Below are 25,657 nucleotides of genomic sequence, written 5' to 3'. Positions count from 1 at the left end.
CTGGGACGGTTCAGTTCTGGTGGCCGTCGTGTCCGGCACCGGCCTGGAGGTCGGTGGCCGGCTCGCCGCCGACGTCGACACCCGACTGGGCGAGCACCGCACGGTGCTGGTGACCGCCGGGCGGCATCTGTCCGTTCTCGTCAAGGACGTGCAGGGTGGTGGCCATGCCCAGGTCTGAGTGGAACTGCATGTGGCAGTGCAGCATCCAGTGGCCCGGTCCGACCGAGTCGCCGGCGACGATGGTCACGCCGAACGAGTCGCCGGGACCGAGGGTCTTGTTGTCGATCACCGGGATGGAGTCGACGATCGCCTTGTTGTCGCCAGCGACCACGCCGGTGCGGGTGTCCGCCCAGGAGTGGCCGTGCACGTGCCAGGTGTGCATGTCGTCGCCGGTGCCGACCACGATGAACTCGACCCGCTCGCCGACCTTCGCGACGAAGCAGGCCGGGCCGGGCACCGGGTTGTCCAGGTCGCAGTCGTCGGTCGCGGCCCCGCGGCGCAGGTTGATCGACTGGCGGTCGCCGAAGACCGTGACATAGGTCCGGTCCGGCCGGGGGTCGCCCTGCCGGCGCACCACCAGGCCGCCGAACAGGCCCGAGCCGATGCCCTGGGTGCCGTGCGGGCCGCCGACCACGTGGTCGTGGTACCACCAGTAGCCGGCGGTGCCCGGCGAGCCGGTCCGGGAACTGCGCGGCTTCGCGTACCAGGTGTAGGTCCGGGACTCACCCGGCCCGACATATGAGCCACTGTGTACGGTACCGTCGGAGTCCTGGGTGTACTTCACCCCGTGCGCGTGCAACGAGACACCGAGCGGGTGCTCCGGATCGGTCCGCAGCTGCCCCAGCGTCTCGGCGGTCACCTGGTTGTGCAGGGTGATCGCCAGGCACTCGCCTTCGATCATCTCCATCGTCGGGCCCGGGTAGGAGGCGGTCTGCGGGGTCAGGCCGTAGCCCAGCCGGATCTGGTTGGTCACCGGGTCGCGGGGCAGCTCCACGGCGTACAGCTGCAGTTCCCGGTCCGGTGCCACGCAGCCCTCAGGCACCACGCCGTCGGCCGGCACGGCTGCGGCCACCGGGTCGGTGGCGCTCTGGTTGACGGCGTACGCGGTGCCGGCGCCTGCGAAGGTGACCGCCAGGACCGCCAGGACCACCAGGGCCCGGCCTACGCCGTTGCCACCCGGGCCACCCGGTCTGGCTGGTTCGTCGATCGGGTCGGTGCTCAGATGCGTCGTCTCGTTCAACGTCCGTTCCTGTTCGTCGCGCCGGTCATCGCCGGTCGGGGGGTGGTGGTGTGTCCGTCGGGGTCCCGGTCCGCTCACGGCGTCAGCGGGGCGATCCGGACGTTGCGGAAGCTGACGATGTCGTCCGCGCCGTGCACCTGCAGGCCGAGGTAACCTTCGGTACGCTGCCGGCCGGCACCGCCCGGGTCGTCGGCCCGGGGCGGGTCGAACACCAGGTCAGGGGTGTTGACGAACTCGTTGACCAGCTCCCCGTTGCGGAAAATCGAGTAGTGCTGCCCGGCCACCCGGATCTCGTAGTCGTTCCAGGTGCCCTTCGGGGTGACCCCGGCGGCGTCGACGTCGACGCCGCCGAATCCGTACACCGAACCGGTCTTGTATCGGTCGCCGACCGGGCTGTCGAAGATCTGCACCTCGTGGCCGTACTTGATGGCCACCCATTCCGGCCGGGGTTCCTGCGGGTGCTGGTGCACGGCGGGGAACCGGACGAAGACGCCACTGTTGGCTCGGGCGTCACCCGGTGCGTCGTCGCGCCACTGCAGCTTCATCGAGAAATCGCCATAGCTGCGGATCGGGAACCAGAGCAGGCCGAGTCCGGCGACCGGCCGGCTGGTGACCGAGCCGTCGGCGTTGCGGGTGAAGCCGCCCGCACCGACCTGTTCCCATTGATCGAACGATGCGCCCGACCGGTTGAGGATCGACTGGTAGCCGGTGTGGGCGTCCGACTTGCCGACCGCGGACAGCTTGGCCGTGTCGATCAGGGTGACCCGTTCGGCCTGGCTGATCACGCCCTGTTCGCGCAGGTTCTTCACCACCGCCCGGACATGCTGCATGAACTCGTTGTGATTGCGCCAGATCCGTTCGCTGGCGATCAGGTTGTTGATGGTGCAGCCCGGACCCACCTGCCGGTTGGTCACCTCGCTGTTGCGGGTGCCCAGCCAGACCGTCGGCCGGGTGTCCAGCACCCGGCACTGCGGGTCGCCGCCGCCGGCGACCACGGTGAAGGTGACCGATCCGGGGTCGGAGGTGTTGCCGGCTTCGTCGGTGGCGCGGTAGCTGACCGTGTGCGCACCCGGGCTGTTCACCGTCACCGGGGCGGTGTAGTCGGTGTACGCGCCGCTGTCGAGGGAGTACTCGACACTGGCGACTCCTGAGTCGTCGTCGGTGGCGGTGACGGTGACCGTTGCGGTGTCGAGGTAGGAGCCGACCTCGCTCTGGGCGCCGGACACGGACGCGGTCACCGTGGGTGCGGTGGTGTCCGGGTCCGGTGGCGGGGCGACGGTGAAGGTGACCGACTGCGGGTCGGAGGTGTTGCCGGCGATGTCGGTCGCCCGGTAGGCGACCGTGTGCTGGCCCGGCTCGTTGACCGTGACCGGTGCGGTGTACTCGCGGAACCCGCCGCCGTCGAGGGAGTGTTCGATGGTGTCGACACCGGACATGTCGTCGGTGGCGGTGAGGGTGACGGTGGCGGCACCGAGGTAGGCCCCGTCGTCGTCGCGCGGCCCGGACAGCGCCGCGGTCACCTGGGGTGCGGTGGTGTCCTCGGTGCTGACGGCACTGACCACCAGCAGCCCGTTCATCAGGCCGTGGCCGGGGATGGCGCAGAAGTACCGGTACGTCCCCGGGGTGAGTACCACGTCGACCGTCCACAGGCCGCCGTTGGAGTCGTACGGGTCGGCCAGGATGTTGACGTTCACGTCCTGGTTGTAGGTCGGGTCACCGGTCTCGAAGGTGAGCGTGTGCTGCATGCCGCTGGTGTTGCCGGTCGCGGCGCTGTTCTCGAAGACCAGCGTCGCCGGTCCGGGCTCGGCGATGGTCGGTGCCGAGGTGTACGCGGTGACGTCGTTGCCGGCGGTCCAGGTCAGCACCTGGGCGGCCCGGTACTCCGGTGGACCGCCGTGGGTCGGGCGGGCGTTGACCGGCGCCGCGGCCAAGGTACTGGTGAGGACCATGGCGAGCACGGCCGCCAGCGCGGTCAGCGATCGTCTCGGCTTGGTCGGCGGTCTGCTCGGGCGGACGGGCCCGCCGCGATCGTCAGGGTTGACTGCCATGTCCGGCTACCTTTCATCACATACCGGTCTGTTTCGGACAGAGTTGACGCATGGTCGGTCAGAGGTTGGGGTGATCCGGGCGCGTGGTAGCTGCACCAGTGGGAACGGGTGCGGCGGTCACGGTTCACCGGCAACCGAGCTCGGCGGCCGACGCCGGGCGGGTGCGTGGTGATACCAGGCGGGTGCGTGGTGATACCGGGTGTGCGGGTGGTGGGTGACGGGAAACGTCCGGGCGGGTTCGACAGGTGACGACTGCCTTGGCGGGCCAGGGGTGAGTAGGGCGACGGAGGTGGAGGCGCGCGCCGCCGCGCCGATCGGATGCGTCCAGTGTTTCCGGGGGGTGCCACGGCCCCGGCGAGGTTGTCGCCGTCGGGCGGGTGCCGTGCCCGCCCGACGGCGTCCGGTCGAGGCAGCCAAACTGTTTGGTTACCTAACCGAATGCCTCGGTGATCTGGAGGCTAGCGGACTTGGGATCGAGGTGTCTACATCTTTCGGTGGTTCATCCCAGACTTTTGCCAGTGTCGACAGAAGGTGTGGAACGCCGTGGGTGACCAGCCGTGACCACAGTGGTGGACAAACCCGTTCCCGGGCCGCCGGGATCAGGCCCGGGAACGGGCCAGTAGGTAGACGAAGTACGGGGCACCGATCAACGCCACCGCCAGGCCGGCCGGCAGCTGGGCCGGCGAGACGACGGTACGGCCCACGGTGTCGGCCAGTCCGAGCAGGACCGCACCGAGCAGCACCGCGACCGGGATGATCCGGGCGTGCCGGCCGCCGACGAGCGCCCGGGCGGCGTGCGGCGCGACCAGTCCGACGAAACCGACGACACCGATCGCGGTCACGCTCAACGCGGCCAGCACGGCCGCGACCGCCAGCACCAGGAGACGGATCCGTTCCAGACCGACACCGACGATCCGGGGCGTGTCTTCGTCGATCGCGATCAGGTCCAGATCGCGGCGGGCGGCCAGGGCGACCGGCAGCGCCACCAGCAGGGCGACTACCACCGGGACCACCTGGGTCCAACTGCGGCCGTACGTCGTGCCGGACAGCCACGTGTAGATCTTCGGCGTGTCCCACGGATTCGACCGCACCAGCAGATAGGTCGTCAGGGCGGTCGCCGCGTACCAGACCCCGACCCCGATCAGGACCAGCCGGTCGGTGTGCAGCCCGCCTCGCCAGGCCACGGAGTAGACCAGACCGAAGGCGGCCAGCGCGCCGCCGGTGGCGGCGGCGATCATCGTCGCGTTGCCGCCGACACCGCCGGTCACCACGATCACCGCGGCCAGCCCGGCACCACCGGTGATGCCGAGGATCCCCGGCTCGGCGAGCGGATTGCGGCAGGTCGCCTGGACCAGGGAGCCGGACAACGCGAGGGCACCCCCGGCGGCCAGCGCCGCCGCCACCCGTGGTGCCCGTTCGTCCAGCGCGAAGCGGATGACGGGCGGTCCCTCACCGGACAGCCAGAGCGCGATGTCGCCGGTGAGCAGCCAGGTGTTGCCGGCGAGCAGGCCGAGCAGCCCGGCGCCGGCGGCGGTGACGCCGACGACCGCCAGGACCGCCCAGTACCGGCGGCGACTCCGGGGCCCCATCCGGCTGCCCGGCGGTTGCCGGCTCGGGCCGGAGTCGCGTACCCGGCGGGCCAGCACGATGAGCAGGACGGCACCGACCAGGGTGGTGGCCACCCCGGTCGGCACCTGGCCGGCCCGGTCCGCGCCGAGCAGGGCGCGGATCACCCCGTCGGCCAGGACGACCGTCAGCGCGCCGACCAGACCCGCCGCCGGCACCAGTACGGCGTGCCGGTGCAGCGCCGGTACGAACCGTGCCGACATCCGGGTCACCGCCGGCGCGCAGAGACCGACGAACCCGATCGGGCCGGCCAGGGTCACCGCCGCCGCGGTGAGCAGCACCGCGAGCACCGTCCCGACCGCCCGGGTCGCCCGGACCGGTACGCCCAGCGCTCCGGCCGTGTCGTCGCCGAGACCCAGCAGGTCGAGTCGGCGGGCCAGCAGCCCGGCCACCGCCGTGGCGCCGACCACGATCGGCGCGGCCTGCCCGAAGGCGGTCAGCCCGAGCTGGCTCAGCGATCCGCTGCCCCAGGCGAACAGCCCGGTCGTCTCCTGCTGGAAGCCGATCAGCACCGCGGCCGTGGCCGACTGCAACGCCATCGCGACGACGGAGCCGGCCAGGACGAGACGAGTCGTCGAGCTGCCCGCGCCGCCGGCGAGACCCAGAACGAGACCGGCGGCCAGCAGCCCGCCGACGAAGGCGACGACGCCCGACGCCCAGAGCGGCACACCGAGGCCGAACGCCGCGACTGCACTGACGGCGAGGTACGCCCCCGCAGTCACCGCGAGGGTGTCCGGTGAGGCGAGTGTGTTGCGGGCCAGCGACTGGAACAGCGCGCCGGCGACGCCGAGGGCGAAGCCGACCGCGATCCCGGCCGCCAGCCGTGGCAGCCGGGAGCCGAGCAGGATCTCCCGGACCGCCCCGTCGGCACCCGTCTCCCCGCCGACCGCCGCCGAGAGCAGGTCGGCGAGCCCCACCCCCGAGGTACCCTGGGTCAGGTGCCAGCCGGCGGCGACCACCAGGGCCACCCCGAGCGACAGCAGGGTGCCCAACCCGCCGACCACGGCCCGGCGGTCCACACCGGACGCCGCCACCGGTCGGGTGGCGACGGCGCCCGGCGTCGGACGGATCCCCGTGGGCACCCGTGGACCGTCGTTCACGATGGTCAGCTGGCCAGGACGTCGACGTAGGCGTCGAGCACCTGCTGCGACGAGCGGGGGCCGCCGAAGGTCCAGATGCCGGCCGGGAAGGCGTACGCCCGCCCCTGCTCGACCGCCGGCAGCGACGCCCAGATCTCGTTCTTCTCCAGCTCGGTCAGGACGCTGCCGGCGGGGTCGGTGGTGCCGGTGTAGAACAGCGTGGCGTCGCCGACGGTGGTCATCCCCTCGATGTCGGTCTGGCCCAGGCCGTACGCAGGGTCGACCTCGCCGGTCCAGGCGTTCGTCAGGCCGATCGCCTCGCCGAGTTCACCGACCAGCGATCCCTGGCCGAACGGCCGGATGGCGACGTTGCCGCCCTGGACCCAGCCGTCGAAGTAGACGAACTCGGTGCTCGTGAGATCAGCACCGGTGATCTGCTGCTTCGCCTCGTCGAGGCTGGCCTGGAACTCGTCGGCGACGAGGTCGGCCCGCTCGGAGCGGCCGAGGGTCTCGGCGATCATCGCGAAGGTGTCCAGCATGTTCTGGACCGGGTCGGCGGCATCCGCCCCCCGGGTGGCCAGCACCGGGACGTCGTACTCGGCGAGCTGCGCGATGACCGGGTCGTCCTCGGCGGTGGCCTCGACGATCACCAGGTCCGGATCGGCGGCGAACAGCGCGTCGAGGTTGGGCTCGCCGCGCAGGCCGACGTCGGCGACTCCGTCCGGTAGCTCCTCGGCGGTGTCCCAGGTGCGGTAGCCGTCCGGGTCGGCCACCGCCACCGGGGTGAGGCACAGGGTGAGGACGTCCTCGATCTGCTGCCACTCCAGCACGGCCACCCGCTGCGCCGGCTCGTCCAACGTCACGGTGCGCCCGAGCGCGTCGGTGACCTCCACCGGTCCGGTAGAGGTCACGGTGGTGTCGTCGGCGCATTCACCGGAGGCGTTGGCCGTGGGCGTGGCGTCTGCGGTCTGCGGATCGCTGGTGCCGCAGGCGGCCAGCGCCGACGGGATCAACAGGACGGCGGCCAGGGCAGCCGTCATCGATCGGGTTCTCATCAGATTCCTCACTCGTTGGTTGACCGGGCGCTCAGTGGCGCCGGTGGTGTCGCCCTCGGGGCTCGACCCGCACCAGACCGGTGGTCGGGTCCACGGTGGTGTCGATCGGCAACCCGTAGACCTCGGAGAGGTGTTCCGTGGTCAGTACCTCGGCCGCCGGGCCGGCGGCCCGCACCCGGCCCTGGCTCAGCAGCACGATCTGGTCGGCCACGCCGGCGGCCTGGTTCAGGTCGTGCAGGACGACGCCGAGCGCCGTCTGGTGCCGGTCCGCGAGGTCACGGACCAGGTCGAGGATCTCGACCTGGTAGCGCAGGTCGAGATGGTTGGTCGGCTCGTCGAGCAGCAGCACGCCGGTGTCCTGGGCGAGGCAGGCGGCCAGCCACACCCGTTGCAGCTCACCGCCGGAGAGCTGGTCGACCGCGCGATGGGCCATCGGCGTGGTCCCGGTCAGCTCCATGGCGTGGTCGACCATCGCCTGGTCGGTGTCGGTGAGCGGGCTGAACCGGCGCCGGTGCGGGTGGCGCCCGAAGGCGACGACGTCGCGGACCCGCAGGCCAGACGGGTGCGGTCGGGACTGGGACAGCAGGGTCACCCGGCGGGCGAAGTCGCGGGCGGACAGCGGTGCCGCGTCCTCCAGGTCGCCGTTTTCGCGGCCGAGCAGGATCCGGCCGGACGATGCCCGGTGCAGTCGGGCGAGCGAGCGCAGCACGGTGGACTTGCCACTGCCGTTGGGGCCGATCAGGGCGGTTACCACGCCGGGGTGGATGGCGACGGACACGCCGTGGACGACCGTGGTGCGCTGGTATCCGAGCACCAGGTCGTCGCCGTGCAACGTCGTCGCGATCATGTTAGGTGAGGCTACCCTAAACGTTGATCGACGGAAAGTCGCCGGTCACCGGCCGCTCGGCGTACCGGCGGCGACGCCGGATCCCCGGCCCGCCGGACGCCGCTCGGGCATCTCGCGGACCGGGGATCCGGCACCGGTCAGGGCAGCGTGTTCAGCACCAGCGTGCCAATCTCGGAACCCAGCTCCTCGGCCCGGTTCTCGCCGGCGACCCCGTCGGCCCGGTTCATCAGCACCGCCACGACGATCCCGTCGTCCGGGTACATCTGCAGGTACGCGGTGGACCCGTCGGCGCCGCCGTTCTTGCCGATCCGTCGGTGTCCGTCCTCGGTGCTGATCGACCACCCGTACGCGTAGCTCCACCCGGTGTCGACCCACATGGCGTCGAGCGAGTTCGGGCCGACGATCTCGCCGTCGATCAGCTTGTCGCCGAACCGGGCCAGGTCGGCGATTGAGGACTCCATCCCGCCGCCGAGGACCTTCCAGCTCACCTCGTCGCCGCCGTACTCGTCGTTGGCGCCGTCGTAGAAGGTGCTGCGCCGCACCGAGGTGTCCGACAGGTCCTCGGGCCGCAGGGTGCCCAGGCCGAACGCGGCGGTCAACTCCGACTCGGTCAGCTCCGCCACCGGGGTGCCGGTCGCGCCCTCCAACGCCGCGCCCAGGATGGTGTAGCCGTGGGTGCTGTAGTGCCCGTCACCGATCGAGCAGACCAGGTCGGAGTCCCAGAACTCGGCCGCGGCCGCGGTGGAGTTGGCGTACCAGGTGGTGCTGAGATCGGTGTCCTCGGCCTGCCACTGCGCGACGTCGGCCGGGTCGGCGCCGTCGGCGGCCTCCGTGCCCGCGTAGTGCCGCACACAGGCCCGGTTGCTGGCCACCTGCTCGACCGTGTACGCGTGGTGGGCGGGCAGCCCGGCGACGTGGTCTCGGACGTCGTCGGCCGGGTCGATCTGCCCGTCCTCGACCGCCCGCATGGTGAGCACCCCGCCGATCCCCTTGGACACCGACGCGATCCGTAGCACGTGCCCGGAGTCCAGCCACACGTCGTCGTTGACGTTGGCGTGCCCGAACCCGCGCAGGTAGCGGAACTCACCGTCCTGCATCACCGCCACGGCGATGCCCGGCATGTTGAGACTGTTCGCCTCGCCCTGGACCAGGTTGTCCACCGACCGGCGCAGCTTCCAGCCCGGCCGGTCGGAGTTCTGCCGCCAGACCCCGGCGTACCGGGTGCCCTTGCGGTCTCGTACCGCTCGAAGTTGATCACCCGGTATCCCTCGTCGGCGTACCGGTGCCACCAGTTGACGTACTCCTGTCGGGTCAGATCGCTGCGTACCCACCAGCGGCGGTGGTTGGTGTTCTCCACCCAGATGCCGGCGTACCGCTGGCCGACGGTGGTGAGCGCCGAGTCGACCACCAGCGACCGGTAGACGATCTGGTAGGCGTCGACCGCGTCCTGGTACTCGGTGCGGGTGATGCCGCCGAGTAGCCGCCAGTCCAGGTTCTCGGCGTTGTCCACCCAGACGAGCGCGTACCTGGTGCCGGCACCCGTCGGATAGATGTCGACGTCGACCGGCATCCGGGTGCGTCGCTGCTCCGTGTAGTACGCGGTGAACTCGGCGGCGGTCAGGTTGTACTTCATCGACCAGCCGTAGCCCTCCACGTTGCGCACCCAGGCGGCGGCGTAGTAGCGGTCACCGCTCTCGACGTAGGTCTCGAAGTCGACCAGCCGCATCCCGTCGTCCGCCGCCTTGACGAACTCGGTGTCGAACTCGGCCTTGGTCAGCCTGGTGCGTATCAGCCAGCCCCGCCCGTCGAGGTTGCGTTGGAAGGCGGCGCCGATGCGCCGTCCGTCGTCGGCCACGTCCACGTCTAGGCCGACGACCAGGTAGCCGGCGGCGGCGTACTCGTCGAACCGCACCTGGAAGTCGGCCGGGGTCATGTCCCGTACCGACGCCCAGCCCACCTCGTCGGGGTCGAAGACGGCCGAGGGCGGGCCCGGGTGGGCCGCCGCCGGGGTCGTCGCCGTACCGGCGAGCGAGGCCGCCGTCGCCACGACCGCCAGAGCGGCGAGTACGCGGCTTCGCGCGCCGCGTACGGATTCGGATCTCATGGTCCGCTGCTCCTCTCGATATGCCCGACGGTTGTCGGACAACAACTGGGAGTGCGGCGGTCCGCTCCGACCAACAGGTTCTGCTGTCAGGTGGACGACAGTACGAACGGGCCAGGGTGCCACGGTTCGGGTTCGGCCGGGCCGTCACCGTTGCCCCGATGGTCCGCTATGGTATGCGGAGATTGCCCGTTTTTGGGCTGGTAGTAGGTGTGCGCCCCGAGTCGGCAATGAATGGAGTCGGTCATGACCCGAGTGATGACGGTCGTCGGCACCCGGCCGGAGATCATCCGGCTGTCCCGGGTGATGGACCGGCTGGACCGCACCGTCGACCATGTCCTGGTACACACCGGGCAGAACTGGGATCCGGTCCTCTCCGAGGTCTTCTTCACTGAGCTGCGGCTGCGCCCGCCGGACCGGTCGCTGGGCGTGGACACCACCTCGCTCGGTCGGGTGCTCGGCGGCGTCCTGGTCGGCATCGAGGCCACCCTCGACGACTGCCGGCCGGACGCCCTGCTGGTGCTCGGCGACACCAACAGCGCCATCGCCGCCCTGATGGCCCGCCGGATGCGGGTGCCGGTCTACCACATGGAGGCCGGCAACCGGTGCTTCGACCTGAACGTGCCGGAGGAGACCAACCGCCGCCTGGTCGACCACGTTTCCGACTTCAATCTCGTCTACAGCGAGCACGCCCGACGAAACCTGATCGCCGAAGGCCTCCATCCGCGCCGCATCCTGCACACCGGCTCACCGATGCGGGAGGTGCTGGAGCACTATCGGGCGGACATCGCCCGGTCCACCGTGCTCGACCAGCTGGGGCTGACCGCCGGCGGGTACTTCATGGTCAGCGCCCACCGTGAGGAGAACGTCGACCGGCCGGACCGGCTGCACCAGCTGCTCGACTGTCTGCGGGCGGTACGCGACGAGTGGGCGCTACCGGTGCTGGTCTCCACCCATCCGCGTACCCGCAAACGGCTGGAGGCCCTGGCCACCGACCCGACCAGCCTCGACCGGATCACCTTCCACGAGCCGTTCGGGCTGTTCGACTACGTACGCCTGCAGGGCGCCGCCCGCTGCACGTTGTCCGACAGCGGCACGATCAGCGAGGAAGCGGCGATCCTGGGCTTTCCCGCAGTGACGTTGCGGGAGTCGATCGAACGGCCGGAGGCGTTGGACGCCGGCGGCATCATCATGACCGGGCTGGACCCGGCCGGCGTGGTGGAAGCCGTCCGGGCGACCGTCGAGCAGGTCGCCTCGGCCGGGGTGCCGTGCCCGGCGGACTACCAGGTGCCCGACACCTCACGGCGGGTCGTTGACTTCATCCTGTCCACCGTGCGGCGCCACCACGAGTGGGCCGGGCTGCGTCGCTGAGCGCGGCAGCCGTACGAATCGAAGGCTGAGCCGACAGTGCGTGAAACAAGGACCCGGGTCCGACCCGCCGCTGGCGGGGTGGCGCCCCGGCAGACCGCCGCCGACGCGGCGACCAGGACCTTCCGCATCCTCGCCACCGCTGCGGTGTTTGAGCCGGGATTCCGTGGCGGCGGCCCGATCCGGTCGCTGCGCTTCATCCTGGACACCCTGCCTGACGACCTCGACGTCACCCTGGTCACCCGCGACCGGGACCTGCACGCGAGCGACCGGTACCCGGGGCTGTCCGGCGAACTGGTCCACCGCGACTCCCGCTCCGCGGTGTTCTATCTCGATCCGGTGCGTCCCTGGCAGTGGCTGCGGCTGCTGCGGCAGATCCGGTCCCGGCCGGTCGATCTGCTGTACGTCAACAGCCTGTGGTCGATGTTCTCGGTGGTCCCGATTCTGGCGGTGGCCCTGCGACTGCTACGGGTACCGGCGATCATGGTGGCTCCGCGCGGCGAACTGGCCCCGGCCGCGCTGGCCATCAAGGGCGGCAAGAAGCGGCTCTTCCTGGCGGTGTGGGCACCGGTGCTGCGTCGCCTCGGCGTGCGGTGGCAGGCGTGCAGCCAGCTGGAGGCGGATCAGATCGCTGCGGTGCTGCCCTGGGCCCGGGTGATGGTCAACGGCAACGAGTGCCCGATCCCGGACCGTCCGCCGCCACCGGTCGTGGCGCACAACGGTCCGTCGCGGCTGGTCTTCATCGGCCGGATATCACCGATGAAGAACCTGGTCACGGCGCTGGCAGCGGTGGCCCAGGCGACCCGGCCGGTCGATTTCGACATCTTCGGGCCCGAGGAGGACGAGCCGTACTGGGCGCGCTGCGGCCAGCTCATCGCAACGATGCCCGACCATGTCCGGGTGCGGTACCACGGCGAGCTGCCGGCCGACGAGGTGCTGTCAACCTTCGCCCGGTACGACGCATTCCTGTTCCCGACGCTGGGCGAGAACTTCGGACACGTCATCCTGGAGAGCCTGGCGGCCGGCTGCCCGGTCGTCTGTTCCGACCGGACCCCGTTCAGCGAGTTGATCTCCAGCGCCGGCGGGGCGGTGGTCCGGCCGATGACGGTGTCGGCACTTGCCGAGGTGGTGCACGAGCTGGCTGGCCGGCCGGCGGGTGAGCGGGCCGAGGCGAAGGAGACGGCGGGGCGGCGGTACCGGCTATGGCGGCGGCAGGTGCGCGAACTCAACGTCCTCGACCACGCCCGCCACTTCTGCCGGTGACCCGACGTCACCGGCGCCGGCCCGGATCGTTGCACCGAGTGTGACCAGTCGTCTTCGTACCATCGTCCGGCGGGTGCGGGACCATCTGGCGGCCAGCCGTGACCCTGAGGCATTTGCCAGATCTCTGGGGGTCAACCTCACCGGCCGGGTGCGGTTCTACGGCGTGAACCGGGCGATGTTCGGCTCGGAACCGTGGCTGATCACGATCGGCGACAACGTCTACATCACCTCCGGGGTGCAGTTCGTCACCCACGACGGGGGAACCCTGATCCTCCGCAAGGAGCATCCCGACCTGGACTGGACGGCTCCGATCGTCATCGGTGACGACGTCTACATCGGGATGCGGGCGATGATCCTGGCCGGGGTGACCATCGGCAACCGGTGCGTCATCGGCGCGGGTTCGGTCGTCACCCGCGACATACCGGACAACATGGTGGCTGCGGGGGTGCCGGCCCGACCGCTGCGCACGACCGACGACTATCTGCGCCGGCTGCAGGCCAAGTCGCTGGGCATCGGGCACCTTCCAGTCGCCGCCAAGCATGCGGAGATAAAGCGGATCTACGGCGTACCGGCGCGGTGATCAGGCCCGGCGGTAGGCGATCCGCGGTGGCGGAAACTGGTGCACACCGGCGACCGTGACCGGCCCGAGCGGGCCGGCCACGCCGGACATCTGGTAGCCGAACCGGTCACCGGTCATCGCCGCCGGGCCGGAGCCGATGTTCAACGTCGTGGCACCGCCGACCTGACTGGTCCGCAGGGTGGGCGGGGTGGTGGCGGAGCCCTGCCACACGACGGCGTACCAGTGCCAGCCGGCGGGCAGCGTCACCGGCGTGGTCAGCACGTACTCCCGGATACCGGCGGTGGCCGCGCTGAGCGCGCCGAAGTCGGCGATCGGTCCCTGCGACGCCGGTCGACCGGTCGTCGGGTCGTGGGCGTACACGCCATGGCGCAACCAGCCGCTACCGGTCGCCGTGACCTCCACACACACCCGGTCGACCCGGGTGGCCTCGGCCAGGTACATCGGGTGCAGCAGCAGCCGCTGGAACGCGTCGGTGCAGGTGGTGGTCCCGGTTGAACCGGCCAACGGCAGGAAGTAGCTGCCGACCCCAGAGGTGGCTCCGGCCAGCGGCTGCGGGCTGGCCTGGTCGGGATCCGCCCGCCACATGCCGTACCCGGGGGAGACCGGCACCTGGTAGGCGATGCCGTCGGCAGTGACCCGCTCCGCGACGGCGAGGTTCGTCGGTCCGACCGGGACCAGCCGGCGGTGGAACAGTTCCGGCGCGGGTATCCGGGCGGCGGTGACCGTACCCACCCGCTCGATGATCACGAAGTCGCTGCTGCCGTCCGAGACGACCAGCTCGGTCGCGGCCGCCGGCGGTGCCAGATAGCGGCGGTACGCGGTACCGGTGACCGTCTGTCCCGGCCAGAGCTCGCGACCCCACACCAGCTGCGGGTAGTTCTTCTTCAGGCCGGACGAGACGAACCAGTTTTTCGCTGTGGTGTGCCGCACCCTGGTCGCCGGCTCTCCGTCGTCGACCGGCAGCAGACCGGCGGCGATTCCCCACAGCTGGACCCCGCCGCCGCTGACCGCCCACTGGGTCATGCCGGCCGCCGGCATCGCCGGATCCCGCAGACTCGCCGGGGTGATGTCGGTGATCGCCGTGATCGTGTCGATCCGCGCCCAGGTCGACCAGTTGAGCGTCCCGGCCGCCTCGACGTTCGGCATGAACTGCAGGCGGCTGCCGCCCGCCGGTACGGTCAGCGCCGAGCACTGGGTGACCCCGGTGCTCAGGGTGAACCGGTCCATGGCGGTCACCCGCTGGGTGACCAGCAGGCCTCCCGGCGACCAGCGGTAGTCGTTGTCGATGCGACACATCGGTGGGATCCGGGTCATGATGGTGGCGAGCGGTGTGCCGATGTTGGCTTGGGCGGTGTCGATCATCCCCCGGTACGAGGGGATCACGTAGGACTCCCGGATCCGTAGCTGTTCACCGGTGGACCGGCCGTCGGGCACCGGCCGGCCGTCGAGGTCGACGACCACGGTGTGCGAGTGGGTGGCCGGGCGGATCTGGACGTCCGGGGTCAACCAGGTGATCGGTACCGAGGTCCGGTTCGTCGCCCCGGCGACGTGGGTGAGTGCCGCCGCCGGCCGCACCCGCACGCCCTGGGCGACCCCGTTGACGATCGTGTACGGGTTGCCGAACAGCAGGCTGTTGCCGTTCGGCACGGCGAGCAGGGTGAAGGTCCGGATTCCGTCGGTCCACCGGGAGCCCACATCGGCGGTGGTCTTGCCGTGGTCGGTGAGCGCGACCTGGGTGCCGACGTTGTAGCCGTGGTTGCCGCCGATGTACGACCAGCCGGTGTGGATCGGGCAGTTGTCGTCCGAGGTGTCGTGGATCCGGGTGCCCACCGCCGACATCACCGGCCAGACCTGGGCGTCGGTGGCGGTCGACGGCACGAGGGTGACCTGGGGCAGGCCCGCATGCCACATGCCGACCATGGACTCGGCGTAGGCCAGGTTGACCGGCATCACCAGGTCCCGGGTGCCGTCGAACCTCGACCTGATCGACATCAGGGCGTTCGACCGGTGGACCGTCAGTCCAGGCATTTCGGCACCTCCATGGCGAGCCGCGCGACCTGCTGCCACTGTGCGCCTTTTCGCTGGCCAGGGCGGTTCTCCGGTCGGTGACGTGACAGCGCTGTCGGCCGTTTGGCGGGTGCCTGCCGCACGATCGGCGGCACTCACGGACGATACGGCTGACCGGAAATGATATCTCCGAATAAAAGACGTTATAGACCCGTTACTCAGCCCTGAGTCGGCGCGATGTACAAGTGACCGGGCGGCACTGCGAGGAGTTGTCCATGCGCATTCTGATCACTGGCGGTGCCGGCTTCATCGGCTCCAACCTGGCCCGCGCCGCACTGGTCGAGCCGGCGGTCAAGGAGGTCACCGTCCTGGACGACCTGTCGGTCGGGCTGCGCGACAACCTCACCGGGCTGGACGTCGAGGTCGTCGAGGGGTCGATCCTGGATCCGGCCGCACTGGACGCCGCGATGGCCGGCCGGGAGGCCGTGGTCCACCTGGCCGCCCTGCCCAGCGTGCCCCGGTCGCTACGCGACCCGGTGGCCTCCCACCACGCGAACGCGACCGGGACCCTGCTGGTGCTGGAGGCGGCCCGCCGGCACGACGTGGCCCACCTGCTGGTCGCCTCCTCCTCGTCGGTGTACGGCATCAACCCGGCGCTGCCGAAGACCGAGCTGACCTGGACCCGGCCGATGAGCCCGTACGCGGCGAGCAAGCTCGCAACCGAGGCGTACGCCCTGGCCCACCAGGCGTCGTTCGGGCTGCCCACGCTGGCGCTGCGGTTCTTCAACGTCTACGGCCCCGGGCAACGGCACGACCACGCCTACGCGGCGGTCATCCCCCGGTTCGTCCACGCCGCGCTGCGGGGCGAGCCGGCCCTGGTGCACGGCGACGGCACCCAGTCCCGGGACTTCACCTACGTCGGCACGGTGTGCGCGGTCATCCTGGACGCACTGCGGCGCCGGGTGTGCCACCCGCACCCGGTCAACCTTGCCTTCGGCGCGCGGGCCAGCCTGCTGGAGGTCCTCGACGACCTCGCCGGACTGCTCGGCCGGCGCATCGACCGCGAGCACGCGCCGCCGCGCCCCGGCGACGTCGCGCACTCCCTCGCCGACACCGCCACGTTGCGGGCGCTCTTCCCCGGCGTCAGCCCGGTCGACCGTCGGGACGGTCTACGGGCGACCGTCGAGTGGATGGCCCGTCGGCTGGCCGTCGAGCCCGTCGCGACCCGGTGACCGGGGCCGCCGACCGGACCGGACCGGACGGCCGTGACCGGGATCGTGACCGTGCCGTGCGGTCCGGCATCGCCGCGGCAATGGCGGCGAAGGCGACCGGCATGGCGGCCCCGCTGGTCATCACCCCGGCCTGCTTCCAGTACCTCGGCGACCAGCGGTACGGGCTGTGGATGGCGGTCACCGCGCTCACCGGGATGGCCTGGTTCGCTGACCTGGGCCTGGGCAACGGGCTGCTCACCCGGCTCAGCCGGCTGGGTACCGACGTAGGGCAGCAAGCCAGGGAGATTTCCAGCGCGTTCGCCACTGTCGGCACGGTCGCCATCGCCCTGCTCGGCGGCTTGTTCGTGGTCAATCCGCTGGTGCCCTGGGACCGGCTCCTCGGGGTGACCGATCCGGGCATCGCCGCCGAGACGTCGACGGTGGTCCTGCTGTCGTTCGGGGCGTTCGCCGGCAACATCCCGCTGTCGCTGATCCAACGGATCCAGTATGCCGACGGTCAGGTCGTGCAGAGCAGCGTCTGGCAGTCGGCGGGCTCGCTGGCCGCCATGGTGGCTGTGCTGTGCGCCATCGGCGGTAGATGGGATCCGCTGGCGGTGATCGCCTGCGCGGTGCTGGCGGTGCCCGCCGTCAACCTGGTCAACACCGTGGTCTACTTCGGCGTCCAACAGCCGGCCAAGCGCCCCGGCCCCAGGCTGGTCGACCGGGCGACCGCAGCCGGCCTGCTCCGGCTCGGCCTGCGGTTCTTCGCGCTCACCACGATGTCGTCGATCGCGATCAACATCGACAGCCCGCTGGTGGCGAACATCCTCGGACTCCCCGTGGCCGCGCACTACGCCGTCGCGGTGAAGCTCTTCGGCGTGCTCTCGATCTTCGTCGGCCTGGTCGGCATGACCGTCTGGCCGGTGAACGGTGCGGCGTTGGCCCGTGGTGAGGTGGCCTGGGTACGCCGGCACACCCGACGGATGGTGTTGCTCTACGCAGCGGTGGTCGGGACGGCGGGTGCGGCCCTGGTCGGCTGGGGGCACCCGTTGATCGAGTTGTGGGTAGGCGGCATCGACCGGGCTGCGGTTCCGGTGCCGGTCCTCGCCGGACTTGCCTGCTGGTCCTTCCTTGTCGCGGTCAGCTCGCCGCTGATCCTGGTGCAGAACAGCGCCGGTCTGCTCCGGCCGCAGGCGGTCGGCTGGGCCGCGTTCCTGGTCCTGGCGACCGGCCTGAAGATCTGGGGGCTGCATCAGCTCGGTCTGGTGGCCGTGCCGCTGGCGGCCTGCATGGCGTACCTGCTCACCATCTGGCCCGCTGCGGTGATCGGCTACCGGCGGGCAGTGGACCGGGCCGGCCGACGCGCCGGCCCGTCGCCTGCAGCGCCCGACCTTGCAGCGCCCGACCCGCGCACTGGCGGTGGCACGGCGCTCCGGCCGACAGCCGACGAAAGGGGGACCGGTGTCCGAGTTGGTGGTTGACCAGGGCGACGTCCGTGACCATCCGGACCCGCCCGGCAATAGGGCGGCGGCCCCGCCGATGGCCGCCCCACCGCCGGGCGTGGCCCGCCGCCGCGTCCTGCGGGTGGTGGGCGAACTGAACTTCGGCGGCACCGAAACGCGTACCGCGGAACTACTGCCACGGCTCGTCCGTGGCGGAACCGAGATGCACCTGGTCACGCTCAGCCACCGCGTCGGGCCGGGGCCGTTGGCCGGGACGGTCGAGCGGTACGGCGGCTCGGTGACCGCCGTACCGCTCGGTACGTGGTTCCCGGTCCGGTTCCACCGTCTGCTACGCCAGCTACGGCCCGACGTGGTGCACGCCGACTGCGCCAACTTCTCCGGCGTGCTGCTCGCCCTCGCTGCGGTCGCCGGGGTGCCCGGACGGGTCGCGCACTTTCGAGGGGACGACAACGCGCCGAGGAGCCTGCGCCGCCGGATCCTCCGGTGGCTCGGTGGGCGGCTGCTGCGGATCTTCGCCACCGACGTCCTGGGCGTGTCGCCCGGCTCGCTCACCTTCGGCTTCCATCGGGCCTGGCCGGACGATCCACGCTGCCAGGTGGTGCTCAACGGGCTCGACCTGGACCGCCTGCGTCAACCGTCGATCGACGACCTGCGCGCGATGATCGGAGCGGGCATCGCCGATGTCGTCTGCGTCAGCGTGGGACGGGCCTCGGCGGAGAAGCGCCGCTGGCTGCTGCCGCCGATCCTGGCCGCGTTGCGTGACCGGGGGGTCTCCGCGCACGCCGTACTCGTCGGGCCGGGTGATCCTGCCGACGACGCCCGGGTGCGGGCCGCGGCGGACGCCGCCGGGGTGACCGACCGGGTGCATCTGCTCGGGCCTCGGGACGACGTGGGCGGCCTGCTGACACAGGCCGACCTGGTCATCCATCCGTCCAGCCTGGAAGGGTTGCCCGGCGGGGTGCTGGAGCCGGTCGCGCTGGGTATCGGCACGGTGGCCTGTGACCTGCCCGGCGTGCGGTTCATCGACGAGCGGCTACCCGGCGTCGTGATCGTCGATCCCGGGGCGTCGGCGGCGGACTGGGCGGAGGCGGCACTCGTCGCGGTCGCGTACACCGCCGCGACCACCCCTGCGGCCGCTGGCGAGCGCTTCGCCCACAGCGCGTTCGCGATCGACGCTGCGGCTGAAACCCACCTGGCGATCTACCGACGGCGTCCGGCCCGCGTCCGGCCCTGCACGGAAGGAGTCCGATGACCGAGCAGACCACGACGGTCGAGCACGGACCACGACCCGGTGACCGGCCGGCAGGTCGGCGACGTCGGCCACGACCGCTGCTGATCGGCGCGTACGCGTTCCCGTACGGCGACGCCACCTCGAACCGGCTGCTGCAACTCGCTCGCTGCGCCGCCGGCGCCGCCGGGCCGACACTGGTGGTCAACGACTGGCCTTGCGAACTGCCGTTCCCGCCGGACGGGCCGCGGGCCAGCGGCGTCGAACTGATCACCTTGTGGACCAGGGGAGCCAACCACGTCAGCCGGATGTGGGCCCGGCTGGCCCGTCCGGTCCGCGTGCTGCGGGCGTTGCGCCGCCGTGGCGTCGGCCGCGGCGACGTCTCCGTGGTCCTGCTGCCGATGGCCATGATGACGCTCGGCAACTGGGCGGTGCTGCGTCTCGGGCTGCGCTGCCCGATCGTGGTCGACGCCAGCGAACGCCACGACCGGCGACAGTTTCGGCGCGGCTGGTCTGATCCCTACTTCGTGCGCCACCGGTGGTCGACGTTCCTGGCAGCCAGGCTCGTCGACCGGTTCACCGCGGTCTCCACCACCTTGGCCCGGCACTTCGAGCGGCGGGGCGGGGCCGTGCTGGTGGTGCCACCGCAGGTGGACTGCGACGAGTTCGCGCCACCACGGCCGCCGTCGCTCGACGCCGGCCTGCGTCTGCTGTACGCGGGTACGCCGGGCCGCAAGGACATGCTCCACGTGATCGTCGCGGGGATCGGCCGACTGGCACCGCAGGACCAGCGGCGGGTCCGGCTGACCATTGCCGGGATCACCCGCGACGACGCGGCGAACCTGTCCGACCTGGACCCGGCGGTGCTTGATGCGGTCCACGCCGAGGTGGTGTTCCTCGGCCGGGTACCCCGGGCGACAGTGTTGAACCTGCTGGCCGAGTCGCACTTCGCCATGCTGGTGCGGCCCACCGGCGGCTACGCGGCGAACGGCTTCCCGTCCAAGGTGCCGGAGAGTCTCGCTGCGGGGTGCCCGGTGTTGCTCAACCACACCAGTGACCTGGCCGACTACGTGCGTGACGGCGCCGAAGGGCTGGTGCTCGACGGCAACGGTCCGGACGACGTCCGGCTGGCGGTGCAGCGCGCGTTGCGGCTGCGTGACGAGCAGTGGGCGGCGATGAGCCAGGCGGCGCGGTCGCGGGCCCGCAGTTCGTTCGACCACCGGGCCTGGTCGGAGCGGGTCAGTGAGTTCGTCGTCCCGATCGAGGGCCGGGACTGACCACTACCGCAGGACCGGGGTCCGCCCCCGGTGGGGAGACCTGTCCGGTTCAGCCGACGGTGCTGGCCACCGCGACGGGCCAGGCCGGTGCCACGGCGGTGGGGCGTCCGCCGCCGCCCGGTGGTTTCCGGCCCGTCGCCGGGCTGGCAGGTGCAGCAGGACGGCGACCACGGCGAGCCAGAACACGTACGGGTACGTCTGACCGGTACCGAACATCGCCGATTCGGTGACCTGGATCAGCAGGCCGGTGACGATGAGCCAGACCAGACCCGAGTTCGCCCGGTTCACCGGAGCCCGAACGGCGGCCCACCCGGCGGCGAGCACGGTGAGCAGTAGCGGCACTGCGGCCACCAGCCCGAGCTCCAGCATCATCTGCAGGTAGCTGTTGTGCACCAGCCCGACGTTGAAGCCGCGCAGTTCGTCGTAGCTGGCCAGCTCGTAGAGATGGTTGCGCGACGCGTACCCGTAGCCGAGCGCCGGATGGTTCTCCCACCACAGGTCGACCGTCATGTGCCACAGCCGAATCCGGCCGTTGGACAGGTCACTCTGAGTGAACCGGCCGACGAACTGTTGCATCCAGGACGCGGCGAAGACGGACGGCAACAGACCGGACAGGTACCCGGCCAGCAGGGCTGCGGTCGCGCCGACGGCGACCCGGGTCAGGGTACCGATTCCATGTCGTAGCACCACCCAGAGCGCGCCGACGAGTACGGCGACCAGTCCGGTGCGGGACTGGGACAATACGAGTGCGCCGGCCGCCGGCACGATGCCGAGCAGTTCGGCACGTCGCCCGCTCTCCCGGTAGACCGCCCAGCCGAGCGGCACGGTCAACGCGCAGACCATGCCGAGCATGTTGGGATTGCTGAACAGTCCCTGGAACCGGGAACTGCCGGACAACGCGGTCGCCAGCGTGCCGTTGGTCGTTCCGTAGCCGATGCTGATCATGACGGACACGGCCAGTACCAGGTAGACCATCCGCAGGTCGGCCATCATGACCGTCCGGTCCGGCCACCGCCGCTGAGCCAGCAGGTGGACCAGCCCGGCCAGCAGCAGCAGGGCCAGGCCACGCTGGAAGGAATCAAACGGAGCGATCGACCAGACCGCGCTGAGCGTGGCGAGACCGGCAAGTACCCACAGCGACCCGATGAGGACACCGGTCCACGGCTTCGTCGGCCCGGCAGCGGCGGATCGGCGGAGGCACAGCGTCCAGACGACCAGGCCGCCGACGGCCACGTACCGTGGATAGAAGCTGGCGTCGACCAACGCCTCTACATCGGACGACGCGCTGACCAGCAGCGCCAACGTCAGGGTCAGCAGCCATCGCCAGCCATCCATCTGGAATGCGCAGATGAGCATGACGAGCAGCGCAACGGCGGCCGAGGCGACCAGCGGATTCCGTACCGCGAGGATGGTCGTGACCCCCAGCAGGACTGCCGCGCCGACCAGCACGGTCAGTCGACTCATTCGGTCTACCACGTGTCGTCCTTCGGCTTGCGGTCGGCCGGGTCACCCCTAGCGGTCTGGCTGTCGGTCCGGCGCGTCAGACCACGAGGCGCTGCCGGTCCGCCTCGGGCAGGGCATCTGTCCAGCGGGCGCGGGCGGCGTGCATCGACCGGACCATGTCCGGCCAGGAGGGCGGACGGTAGCCGGTGGCGTCGGCCAGCCGGTCGGCGCGCATCGACCGGTCACAGACGAACCCGTCGTCTGGCACGATGTCGCCCGGCCACCGGTACACCTCGGCGATCAACCGGAGCAGGTCGTACTTCGAGATCGGCTCGGCGGCCAGGTGGTACAGCCCGGCGAGATCGGTCCGGGGCAGCACCACGGTCCGTAGCAGCCGGGCGAACTCGACGGTCGTCACGCCGGTGTAGATCGCCCCGGTCCAGCCTCGGACGCCACCGGGACGCGACAAGAACCAGTCCACCAACGACCGGTTGTCGGTCAGCTCGTGACCAATGATCGAGGTACGCAGCGTGAGCGCTCCCTCTCCAGCGACCTCGCCCAGCAGCTTCGACCGTCCGTAGAGGTCCGGTGGGTCGGGTAGGTCGTCCTCGACGTAGCCGCCCCGGCATCCGGAAAAGACACAGTCGGTGCTGACGTGGATCAGTCGGCTGCCGAATTGGCCGCACGTCCGCGCCAACAGATGCGGGAAGAGAGCGTTGAGGGTGACGGTGTGGGTGACGTCCCGTACGTCAGGGCGTTGCTTGATCACCCCGACACAGTTCACGACCACGTCCGGCCGGAGTTCGTCGACGATCCGGTGGACCTGGTCGATCCGGGTGGCGTCGATGTCGCCGGTGATCCGGTCGACCAGTGGCACCGGGAAGTGGCGGGCGCGGTCGGCCAGGTTGCGGGCGGTGCCGTGGGCGTCGAGCTCCGGATCGGCGCTGAGCTCCCGCAACAGGGCGTGGCCGAGCATTCCGGTGGCGCCAACGATGAGGACCCGCCGTCGAGCGGGGACCGGCCCGTCGGTCCGCCGCCGTGGCACCCGCTCCAGGCGCCCGCCATCGCCGGCATGGGCGCTCATGCCGCGCCGACCGGAGTAGCGGCGGCATCGAGGTGCGCCCGCACCTCCGGCAGGGTGAGCAGCAGCGACTCGACCTCCGGCACGGTCAGCCGTCGGGCGTTGTGCGAATTGAAGTCGGTGAGCCCGCCGCTGGCGATGTCGCCCTCGTCGACGTAGAGGGCGTAGTTGAGATCGCGGCTGTCCACCGGGACCCGGAGGAACTCACCCAGGTCCTCGGCGTGGGACAGCTCCTCGCGGCTGGCCAACGTCTCGTACATCTTTTCGCCGTGCCGGATGCCGAGCACGTCGAACTTGGCAGGTACGCCGAACAGGTTGCACAATGCGGTGGCCAGGTCGCCGATGGTGCAGGCGTCGGCCTTGCGGATGTAGACATCGCCCTGCCGGCCGCTGCGGAACGCGTGTTCCACCAGGTCGACCGACTGGGCCAGGGACATCAGGAACCGGGTCATCGACGGCTCGGTGACGGTCGGCAGGCCACCGTGGCGGATCTGGTCGATGAACAGCGGGATGACCGAGCCGCGCGAGTACATGACGTTGCCGTACCGCACACAGCAGACTCGGGTCCGGGCCGTCAGGTTGTCCCGGGCGTGTGCCTGTGCCACCTTCTCCATCAGCGCCTTGGTCATGCCCATCGCGTTGACCGGATAGACGGCCTTGTCGGTGCTGAGCAGCACCAGTGCCTCGACCCCGACCCGTTCGCACGCGTCCACCAGGTGCGCGCTGCCAAGGACGTTGGTCCGGACCGCTTCGAGTGGGAAGAACTCACACGACGGCACCTGCTTGAGCGCGGCGGCGTGGAAGACGAACTCCATGCCCCGTACGGCTTTGAGTACACTGTCGTAGTCTCGGATGTCACCCACGTAGTAGCGGACGCGTTCGTCGGCGAGTCGGTGCCGCATGGCGTCCTGTTTGGATTCGTCGCGGCTGAAGACCCGGACCTCCTCGGCGCCGGCGTCCAGCAACCGGGTAACCATCGTCTGACCGAAGGACCCGGTGCCACCGGTGACCAGGAAGCGTCGGTCCGATAGCGAGGAAACCACATCTGCCCCCGTCTTGCTTTTCCCGTCGGGCCACCCTGAGGGACGGTGGAGGTCGTCGCACGTGACGATATAGCTACATAACTGGCGTAGAGGTCATTTCCGGCAAGGTGAGGAAGGCTCGGATGCTCCTGGCGACCCGCGATCGGGGGCCGGGTCATCATTAACTGCAAAAAGAGCAAAACACTCCTCAATGGCTGGTAGTTGTATTGCATGCTGATCGGTCTGCTCACCCAGTGGTTCGATCCCGAGCCGGGGCCGGCCGCGCTGCCCGGTCGGCTCGCTCACGCCCTCGCTCGACGGGGACACGAGGTACGGGTGGTCACCGGCTTTCCGAACTATCCGACCGGCCGGCTCACACCCGGCTACCGGATGGCGCGTCGGGTCGACGAGATGGACGGCGACGTGCGGATCCGTCGGGTGGCGCTCTATCCCAGCCATGACCGGTCCGCCGCACGGCGACTGGTCAACTACGGCTCGTTCGCTGGCTCGGCGCTGATCTCCGGCGCCGACGCGCTGCGCGGACTCGACGCACTCTGGGTCGGCAACTCGCCGATCTCGGTGGCGATGCCGATGTGGTACGCCCGGTACATGCACCGGGTACCGGTCCTGCTGCACGTTCTGGACATCTGGCCGGACAGCGCGGTGGCCAGCGGATTCCTCGGTGGCGGACCGTTGTCACGGAGCCTCGCACGGGGGATGGCCGGTTGGTGCGAAGCGATGTACCGCAGCGCGGATCGGGTGGCCTACGTCTCGCCCGGCGCGGGCGGGCTGCTCGCCGGGCGGGGCGTACCGCCGGAGAAGCTGGTCTACATCCCGATGTGGGCCGACGAGGCGACGCCGGTTCGCCATCGGGATCTGCGCGCCGAGCTCGGGATCCGTCCCGACCAGGTGGTGCTGTCGTACGCCGGGGCGCTCGGTGAGGCACAGGGTCTCGACCCGCTGATCGACGCGTGTGCCCGGGTCGAGGATCCGAGGCTGGTCTGTCTCATCGCCGGGTCGGGCACCACCGAGGACCGGCTGCGTGCCCGGGCGGCGCGGGCAGGTGCCTCCAACGTCCGGTTTCTCGGCCGGCTGCCCCGCGACCGGATGCCCGCACTGATGGCCGCCGGCGACGTGCACTACGTGAGCCTGCGCCCCGGTGGAATGTCGGCGTACACGATGCCGAGCAAGGTGCAGGCGATCCTTGCGGCAGGTCGGGCGCTGCTCGTCGCGGCCGAGGGCGACGCCGCGACGGCCGCCCAGGACAGCGGCGCCGGCTTCGTCGCCCGGTCGGGGGATCCGGACTCGATCCGAACCGCCCTGCGCGAAGCGTGCGACCTGGGCCGCGAGAAGCTCGAGCTGCTCGGGCAGGCTGGTCGGTCCTACTACGACAAGGTGTTCTCGGTCACGGTCGGTGCTGAGCGGGTCGAGCAGACGCTGCGAGCGATGGTGGACGGCTGTCGGACGCGGCCGCGCCGAGGAGCAGCCCGATGACAATCGGCCGGTGCAATGCCCGACCTGCTGCCGGTCGTGGCGGACTTCGTCGGCCGCCATGTGGAGCTGGAGCGGCTGCACGGTCTGCTGGACTGTGTCGAGACTCTCTGCTTCAGCAGGGGGAGATGTGAACCCCGCGCCACCCGTCTACCCCGAGGTTCGCACGTACCTGGTCACCGCCCGGCGGTCGCCGGCCCGGCCTGCCGCATGACGTGGTGCGCAAG

19 protein-coding genes are annotated in these 25,657 nt (G+C 70.7%); 8 read left to right on the top strand and 11 right to left on the bottom strand.

All coding sequences use genetic code 11. The annotated features are described in order from the left end of the window. Positions 1-10 precede the first annotated feature (10 nt). From ACFHWS_RS04245 to ACFHWS_RS04215, 7 genes are all read right to left on the bottom strand, one after another. Positions 11-1,240: a multicopper oxidase domain-containing protein gene (locus ACFHWS_RS04245; RefSeq protein ID WP_416553240.1), complete on the bottom strand. Its 1,230-nt coding sequence runs from the start codon at positions 1,238-1,240 to the stop codon at positions 11-13. 74 nt (positions 1,241-1,314) lie between these two features. After that, entirely contained in the window at positions 1,315-3,288 is a 1,974-nt protein-coding gene (locus ACFHWS_RS04240) for an OmpL47-type beta-barrel domain-containing protein (RefSeq protein ID WP_416567674.1), read from the bottom strand. A gap of 599 nt (positions 3,289-3,887) precedes the next feature. Beyond that, on the bottom strand, positions 3,888-5,996 hold the full coding sequence (locus ACFHWS_RS04235) for an iron ABC transporter permease (protein ID WP_416567673.1): 2,109 nt from the start codon (positions 5,994-5,996) through the stop codon (positions 3,888-3,890). Positions 5,997-6,019: 23 nt separating this feature from the next. Beyond that, positions 6,020-7,048, bottom strand: coding sequence for an ABC transporter substrate-binding protein (locus ACFHWS_RS04230; RefSeq protein ID WP_416553234.1), 1,029 nt, complete (start codon positions 7,046-7,048; stop codon positions 6,020-6,022). 31 nt (positions 7,049-7,079) lie between these two features. Then, entirely contained in the window at positions 7,080-7,895 is an 816-nt protein-coding gene (locus ACFHWS_RS04225) for an ABC transporter ATP-binding protein (protein WP_416553232.1), read from the bottom strand. A gap of 137 nt (positions 7,896-8,032) precedes the next feature. Further along, positions 8,033-9,055, bottom strand: a complete 1,023-nt coding sequence (locus ACFHWS_RS04220) for a serine hydrolase domain-containing protein (RefSeq protein WP_416567672.1) — start codon at positions 9,053-9,055, stop codon at positions 8,033-8,035. After that, a complete protein-coding gene (locus ACFHWS_RS04215; RefSeq protein WP_416567671.1) occupies positions 8,992-9,999 on the bottom strand; it encodes a hypothetical protein in 1,008 nt (335 codons plus the stop codon). Before ACFHWS_RS04215 ends, ACFHWS_RS04220 begins: the two co-directional genes overlap by 64 nt. Before the next feature lie 243 nt (positions 10,000-10,242). On the opposite strand from ACFHWS_RS04215, the gene wecB reads away from it, so the two are divergent. The 3 genes from wecB to ACFHWS_RS04200 all read left to right on the top strand — a co-directional run bounded on the left by wecB (position 10,243) and on the right by ACFHWS_RS04200 (position 13,207). Then, positions 10,243-11,367, top strand: a complete 1,125-nt coding sequence (gene wecB, locus ACFHWS_RS04210; protein WP_416553226.1) for a non-hydrolyzing UDP-N-acetylglucosamine 2-epimerase — start codon at positions 10,243-10,245, stop codon at positions 11,365-11,367. A 36-nt stretch (positions 11,368-11,403) separates the two neighbouring features. Beyond that, positions 11,404-12,627, top strand: coding sequence for a glycosyltransferase family 4 protein (locus ACFHWS_RS04205; protein WP_416567670.1), 1,224 nt, complete (start codon positions 11,404-11,406; stop codon positions 12,625-12,627). Positions 12,628-12,700: 73 nt separating this feature from the next. Further along, a complete protein-coding gene (locus tag ACFHWS_RS04200) occupies positions 12,701-13,207 on the top strand; it encodes an acyltransferase (RefSeq protein WP_416553222.1) in 507 nt (168 codons plus the stop codon). Here ACFHWS_RS04200 and ACFHWS_RS04195 read toward each other — a convergent pair whose 3' ends face one another. Then, positions 13,208-15,235, bottom strand: a complete 2,028-nt coding sequence (locus ACFHWS_RS04195; protein WP_416567669.1) for a hypothetical protein — start codon at positions 15,233-15,235, stop codon at positions 13,208-13,210. It abuts the gene before it with no gap. A gap of 254 nt (positions 15,236-15,489) precedes the next feature. Here ACFHWS_RS04195 and ACFHWS_RS04190 point away from each other — a divergent pair, with 254 nt between their 5' ends. The 4 genes from ACFHWS_RS04190 to ACFHWS_RS04175 are packed head-to-tail and all read left to right on the top strand — an operon-like array spanning position 15,490 to position 20,393. Further along, positions 15,490-16,446: an NAD-dependent epimerase/dehydratase family protein gene (locus ACFHWS_RS04190; protein WP_416567668.1), complete on the top strand. Its 957-nt coding sequence runs from the start codon at positions 15,490-15,492 to the stop codon at positions 16,444-16,446. A 56-nt stretch (positions 16,447-16,502) separates the two neighbouring features. Further along, a complete protein-coding gene (locus ACFHWS_RS04185; RefSeq protein WP_416553218.1) occupies positions 16,503-17,906 on the top strand; it encodes a lipopolysaccharide biosynthesis protein in 1,404 nt (467 codons plus the stop codon). After that, positions 17,887-19,140, top strand: a complete 1,254-nt coding sequence (locus ACFHWS_RS04180) for a glycosyltransferase (RefSeq protein WP_416553216.1) — start codon at positions 17,887-17,889, stop codon at positions 19,138-19,140. The genes ACFHWS_RS04185 and ACFHWS_RS04180 overlap by 20 nt, the downstream gene beginning before the upstream one ends. Further along, positions 19,137-20,393, top strand: a complete 1,257-nt coding sequence (locus tag ACFHWS_RS04175; protein ID WP_416553214.1) for a glycosyltransferase family 4 protein — start codon at positions 19,137-19,139, stop codon at positions 20,391-20,393. The genes ACFHWS_RS04180 and ACFHWS_RS04175 overlap by 4 nt, the downstream gene beginning before the upstream one ends. A 3-nt stretch (positions 20,394-20,396) precedes the next feature. On the opposite strand, the gene ACFHWS_RS04170 is transcribed toward ACFHWS_RS04175, so the two are convergent. The 3 genes from ACFHWS_RS04170 to ACFHWS_RS04160 form a co-directional block, all read right to left on the bottom strand. Next, positions 20,397-21,857: an O-antigen ligase family protein gene (locus ACFHWS_RS04170; RefSeq protein WP_416567667.1), complete on the bottom strand. Its 1,461-nt coding sequence runs from the start codon at positions 21,855-21,857 to the stop codon at positions 20,397-20,399. 76 nt (positions 21,858-21,933) lie between these two features. Further along, positions 21,934-22,920, bottom strand: coding sequence for a dTDP-4-dehydrorhamnose reductase family protein (locus ACFHWS_RS04165; RefSeq protein ID WP_416553210.1), 987 nt, complete (start codon positions 22,918-22,920; stop codon positions 21,934-21,936). Beyond that, positions 22,917-23,960: a polysaccharide biosynthesis protein gene (locus ACFHWS_RS04160; protein ID WP_416553208.1), complete on the bottom strand. Its 1,044-nt coding sequence runs from the start codon at positions 23,958-23,960 to the stop codon at positions 22,917-22,919. Before ACFHWS_RS04160 ends, ACFHWS_RS04165 begins: the two co-directional genes overlap by 4 nt. 210 nt (positions 23,961-24,170) lie before the next feature. Here ACFHWS_RS04160 and ACFHWS_RS04155 point away from each other — a divergent pair, with 210 nt between their 5' ends. Next, positions 24,171-25,433, top strand: coding sequence for a glycosyltransferase family 4 protein (locus ACFHWS_RS04155; RefSeq protein ID WP_416553206.1), 1,263 nt, complete (start codon positions 24,171-24,173; stop codon positions 25,431-25,433). Positions 25,434-25,657 lie beyond the last annotated feature (224 nt).

Origin of the sequence: Micromonospora sp. LOL_013 (assembly GCF_048060315.1) — a bacterium.
Classification (GTDB): domain Bacteria; phylum Actinomycetota; class Actinomycetes; order Mycobacteriales; family Micromonosporaceae; genus Micromonospora_E.
The sequence above is the reverse complement of the archived record's forward strand: the minus strand, read 5'-3'. Positions and strand labels throughout refer to the sequence as shown.

What these genes read in the sequence shown, in the direction of transcription:
- ACFHWS_RS04195 (WP_416567669.1), bottom strand. Translation starts at nt 15,235, where the DNA reads ATGCCTGGACTGACGGTCCACCGGTCGAACGCCCTGATGTCGATCAGG.
- ACFHWS_RS04175 (WP_416553214.1), top strand. Translation starts at nt 19,137, where the DNA reads ATGACCGAGCAGACCACGACGGTCGAGCACGGACCACGACCCGGTGAC.
- ACFHWS_RS04155 (WP_416553206.1), top strand. Translation starts at nt 24,171, where the DNA reads ATGCTGATCGGTCTGCTCACCCAGTGGTTCGATCCCGAGCCGGGGCCG.
- ACFHWS_RS04215 (WP_416567671.1), bottom strand. Translation starts at nt 9,999, where the DNA reads ATGAGATCCGAATCCGTACGCGGCGCGCGAAGCCGCGTACTCGCCGCT.
- ACFHWS_RS04190 (WP_416567668.1), top strand. Translation starts at nt 15,490, where the DNA reads ATGCGCATTCTGATCACTGGCGGTGCCGGCTTCATCGGCTCCAACCTG.
- ACFHWS_RS04230 (WP_416553234.1), bottom strand. Translation starts at nt 7,048, where the DNA reads ATGAGAACCCGATCGATGACGGCTGCCCTGGCCGCCGTCCTGTTGATC.
- ACFHWS_RS04240 (WP_416567674.1), bottom strand. Translation starts at nt 3,288, where the DNA reads ATGGCAGTCAACCCTGACGATCGCGGCGGGCCCGTCCGCCCGAGCAGA.
- ACFHWS_RS04225 (WP_416553232.1), bottom strand. Translation starts at nt 7,895, where the DNA reads ATGATCGCGACGACGTTGCACGGCGACGACCTGGTGCTCGGATACCAG.
- wecB (WP_416553226.1), top strand. Translation starts at nt 10,243, where the DNA reads ATGACCCGAGTGATGACGGTCGTCGGCACCCGGCCGGAGATCATCCGG.
- ACFHWS_RS04165 (WP_416553210.1), bottom strand. Translation starts at nt 22,920, where the DNA reads ATGAGCGCCCATGCCGGCGATGGCGGGCGCCTGGAGCGGGTGCCACGG.
- ACFHWS_RS04170 (WP_416567667.1), bottom strand. Translation starts at nt 21,857, where the DNA reads ATGAGTCGACTGACCGTGCTGGTCGGCGCGGCAGTCCTGCTGGGGGTC.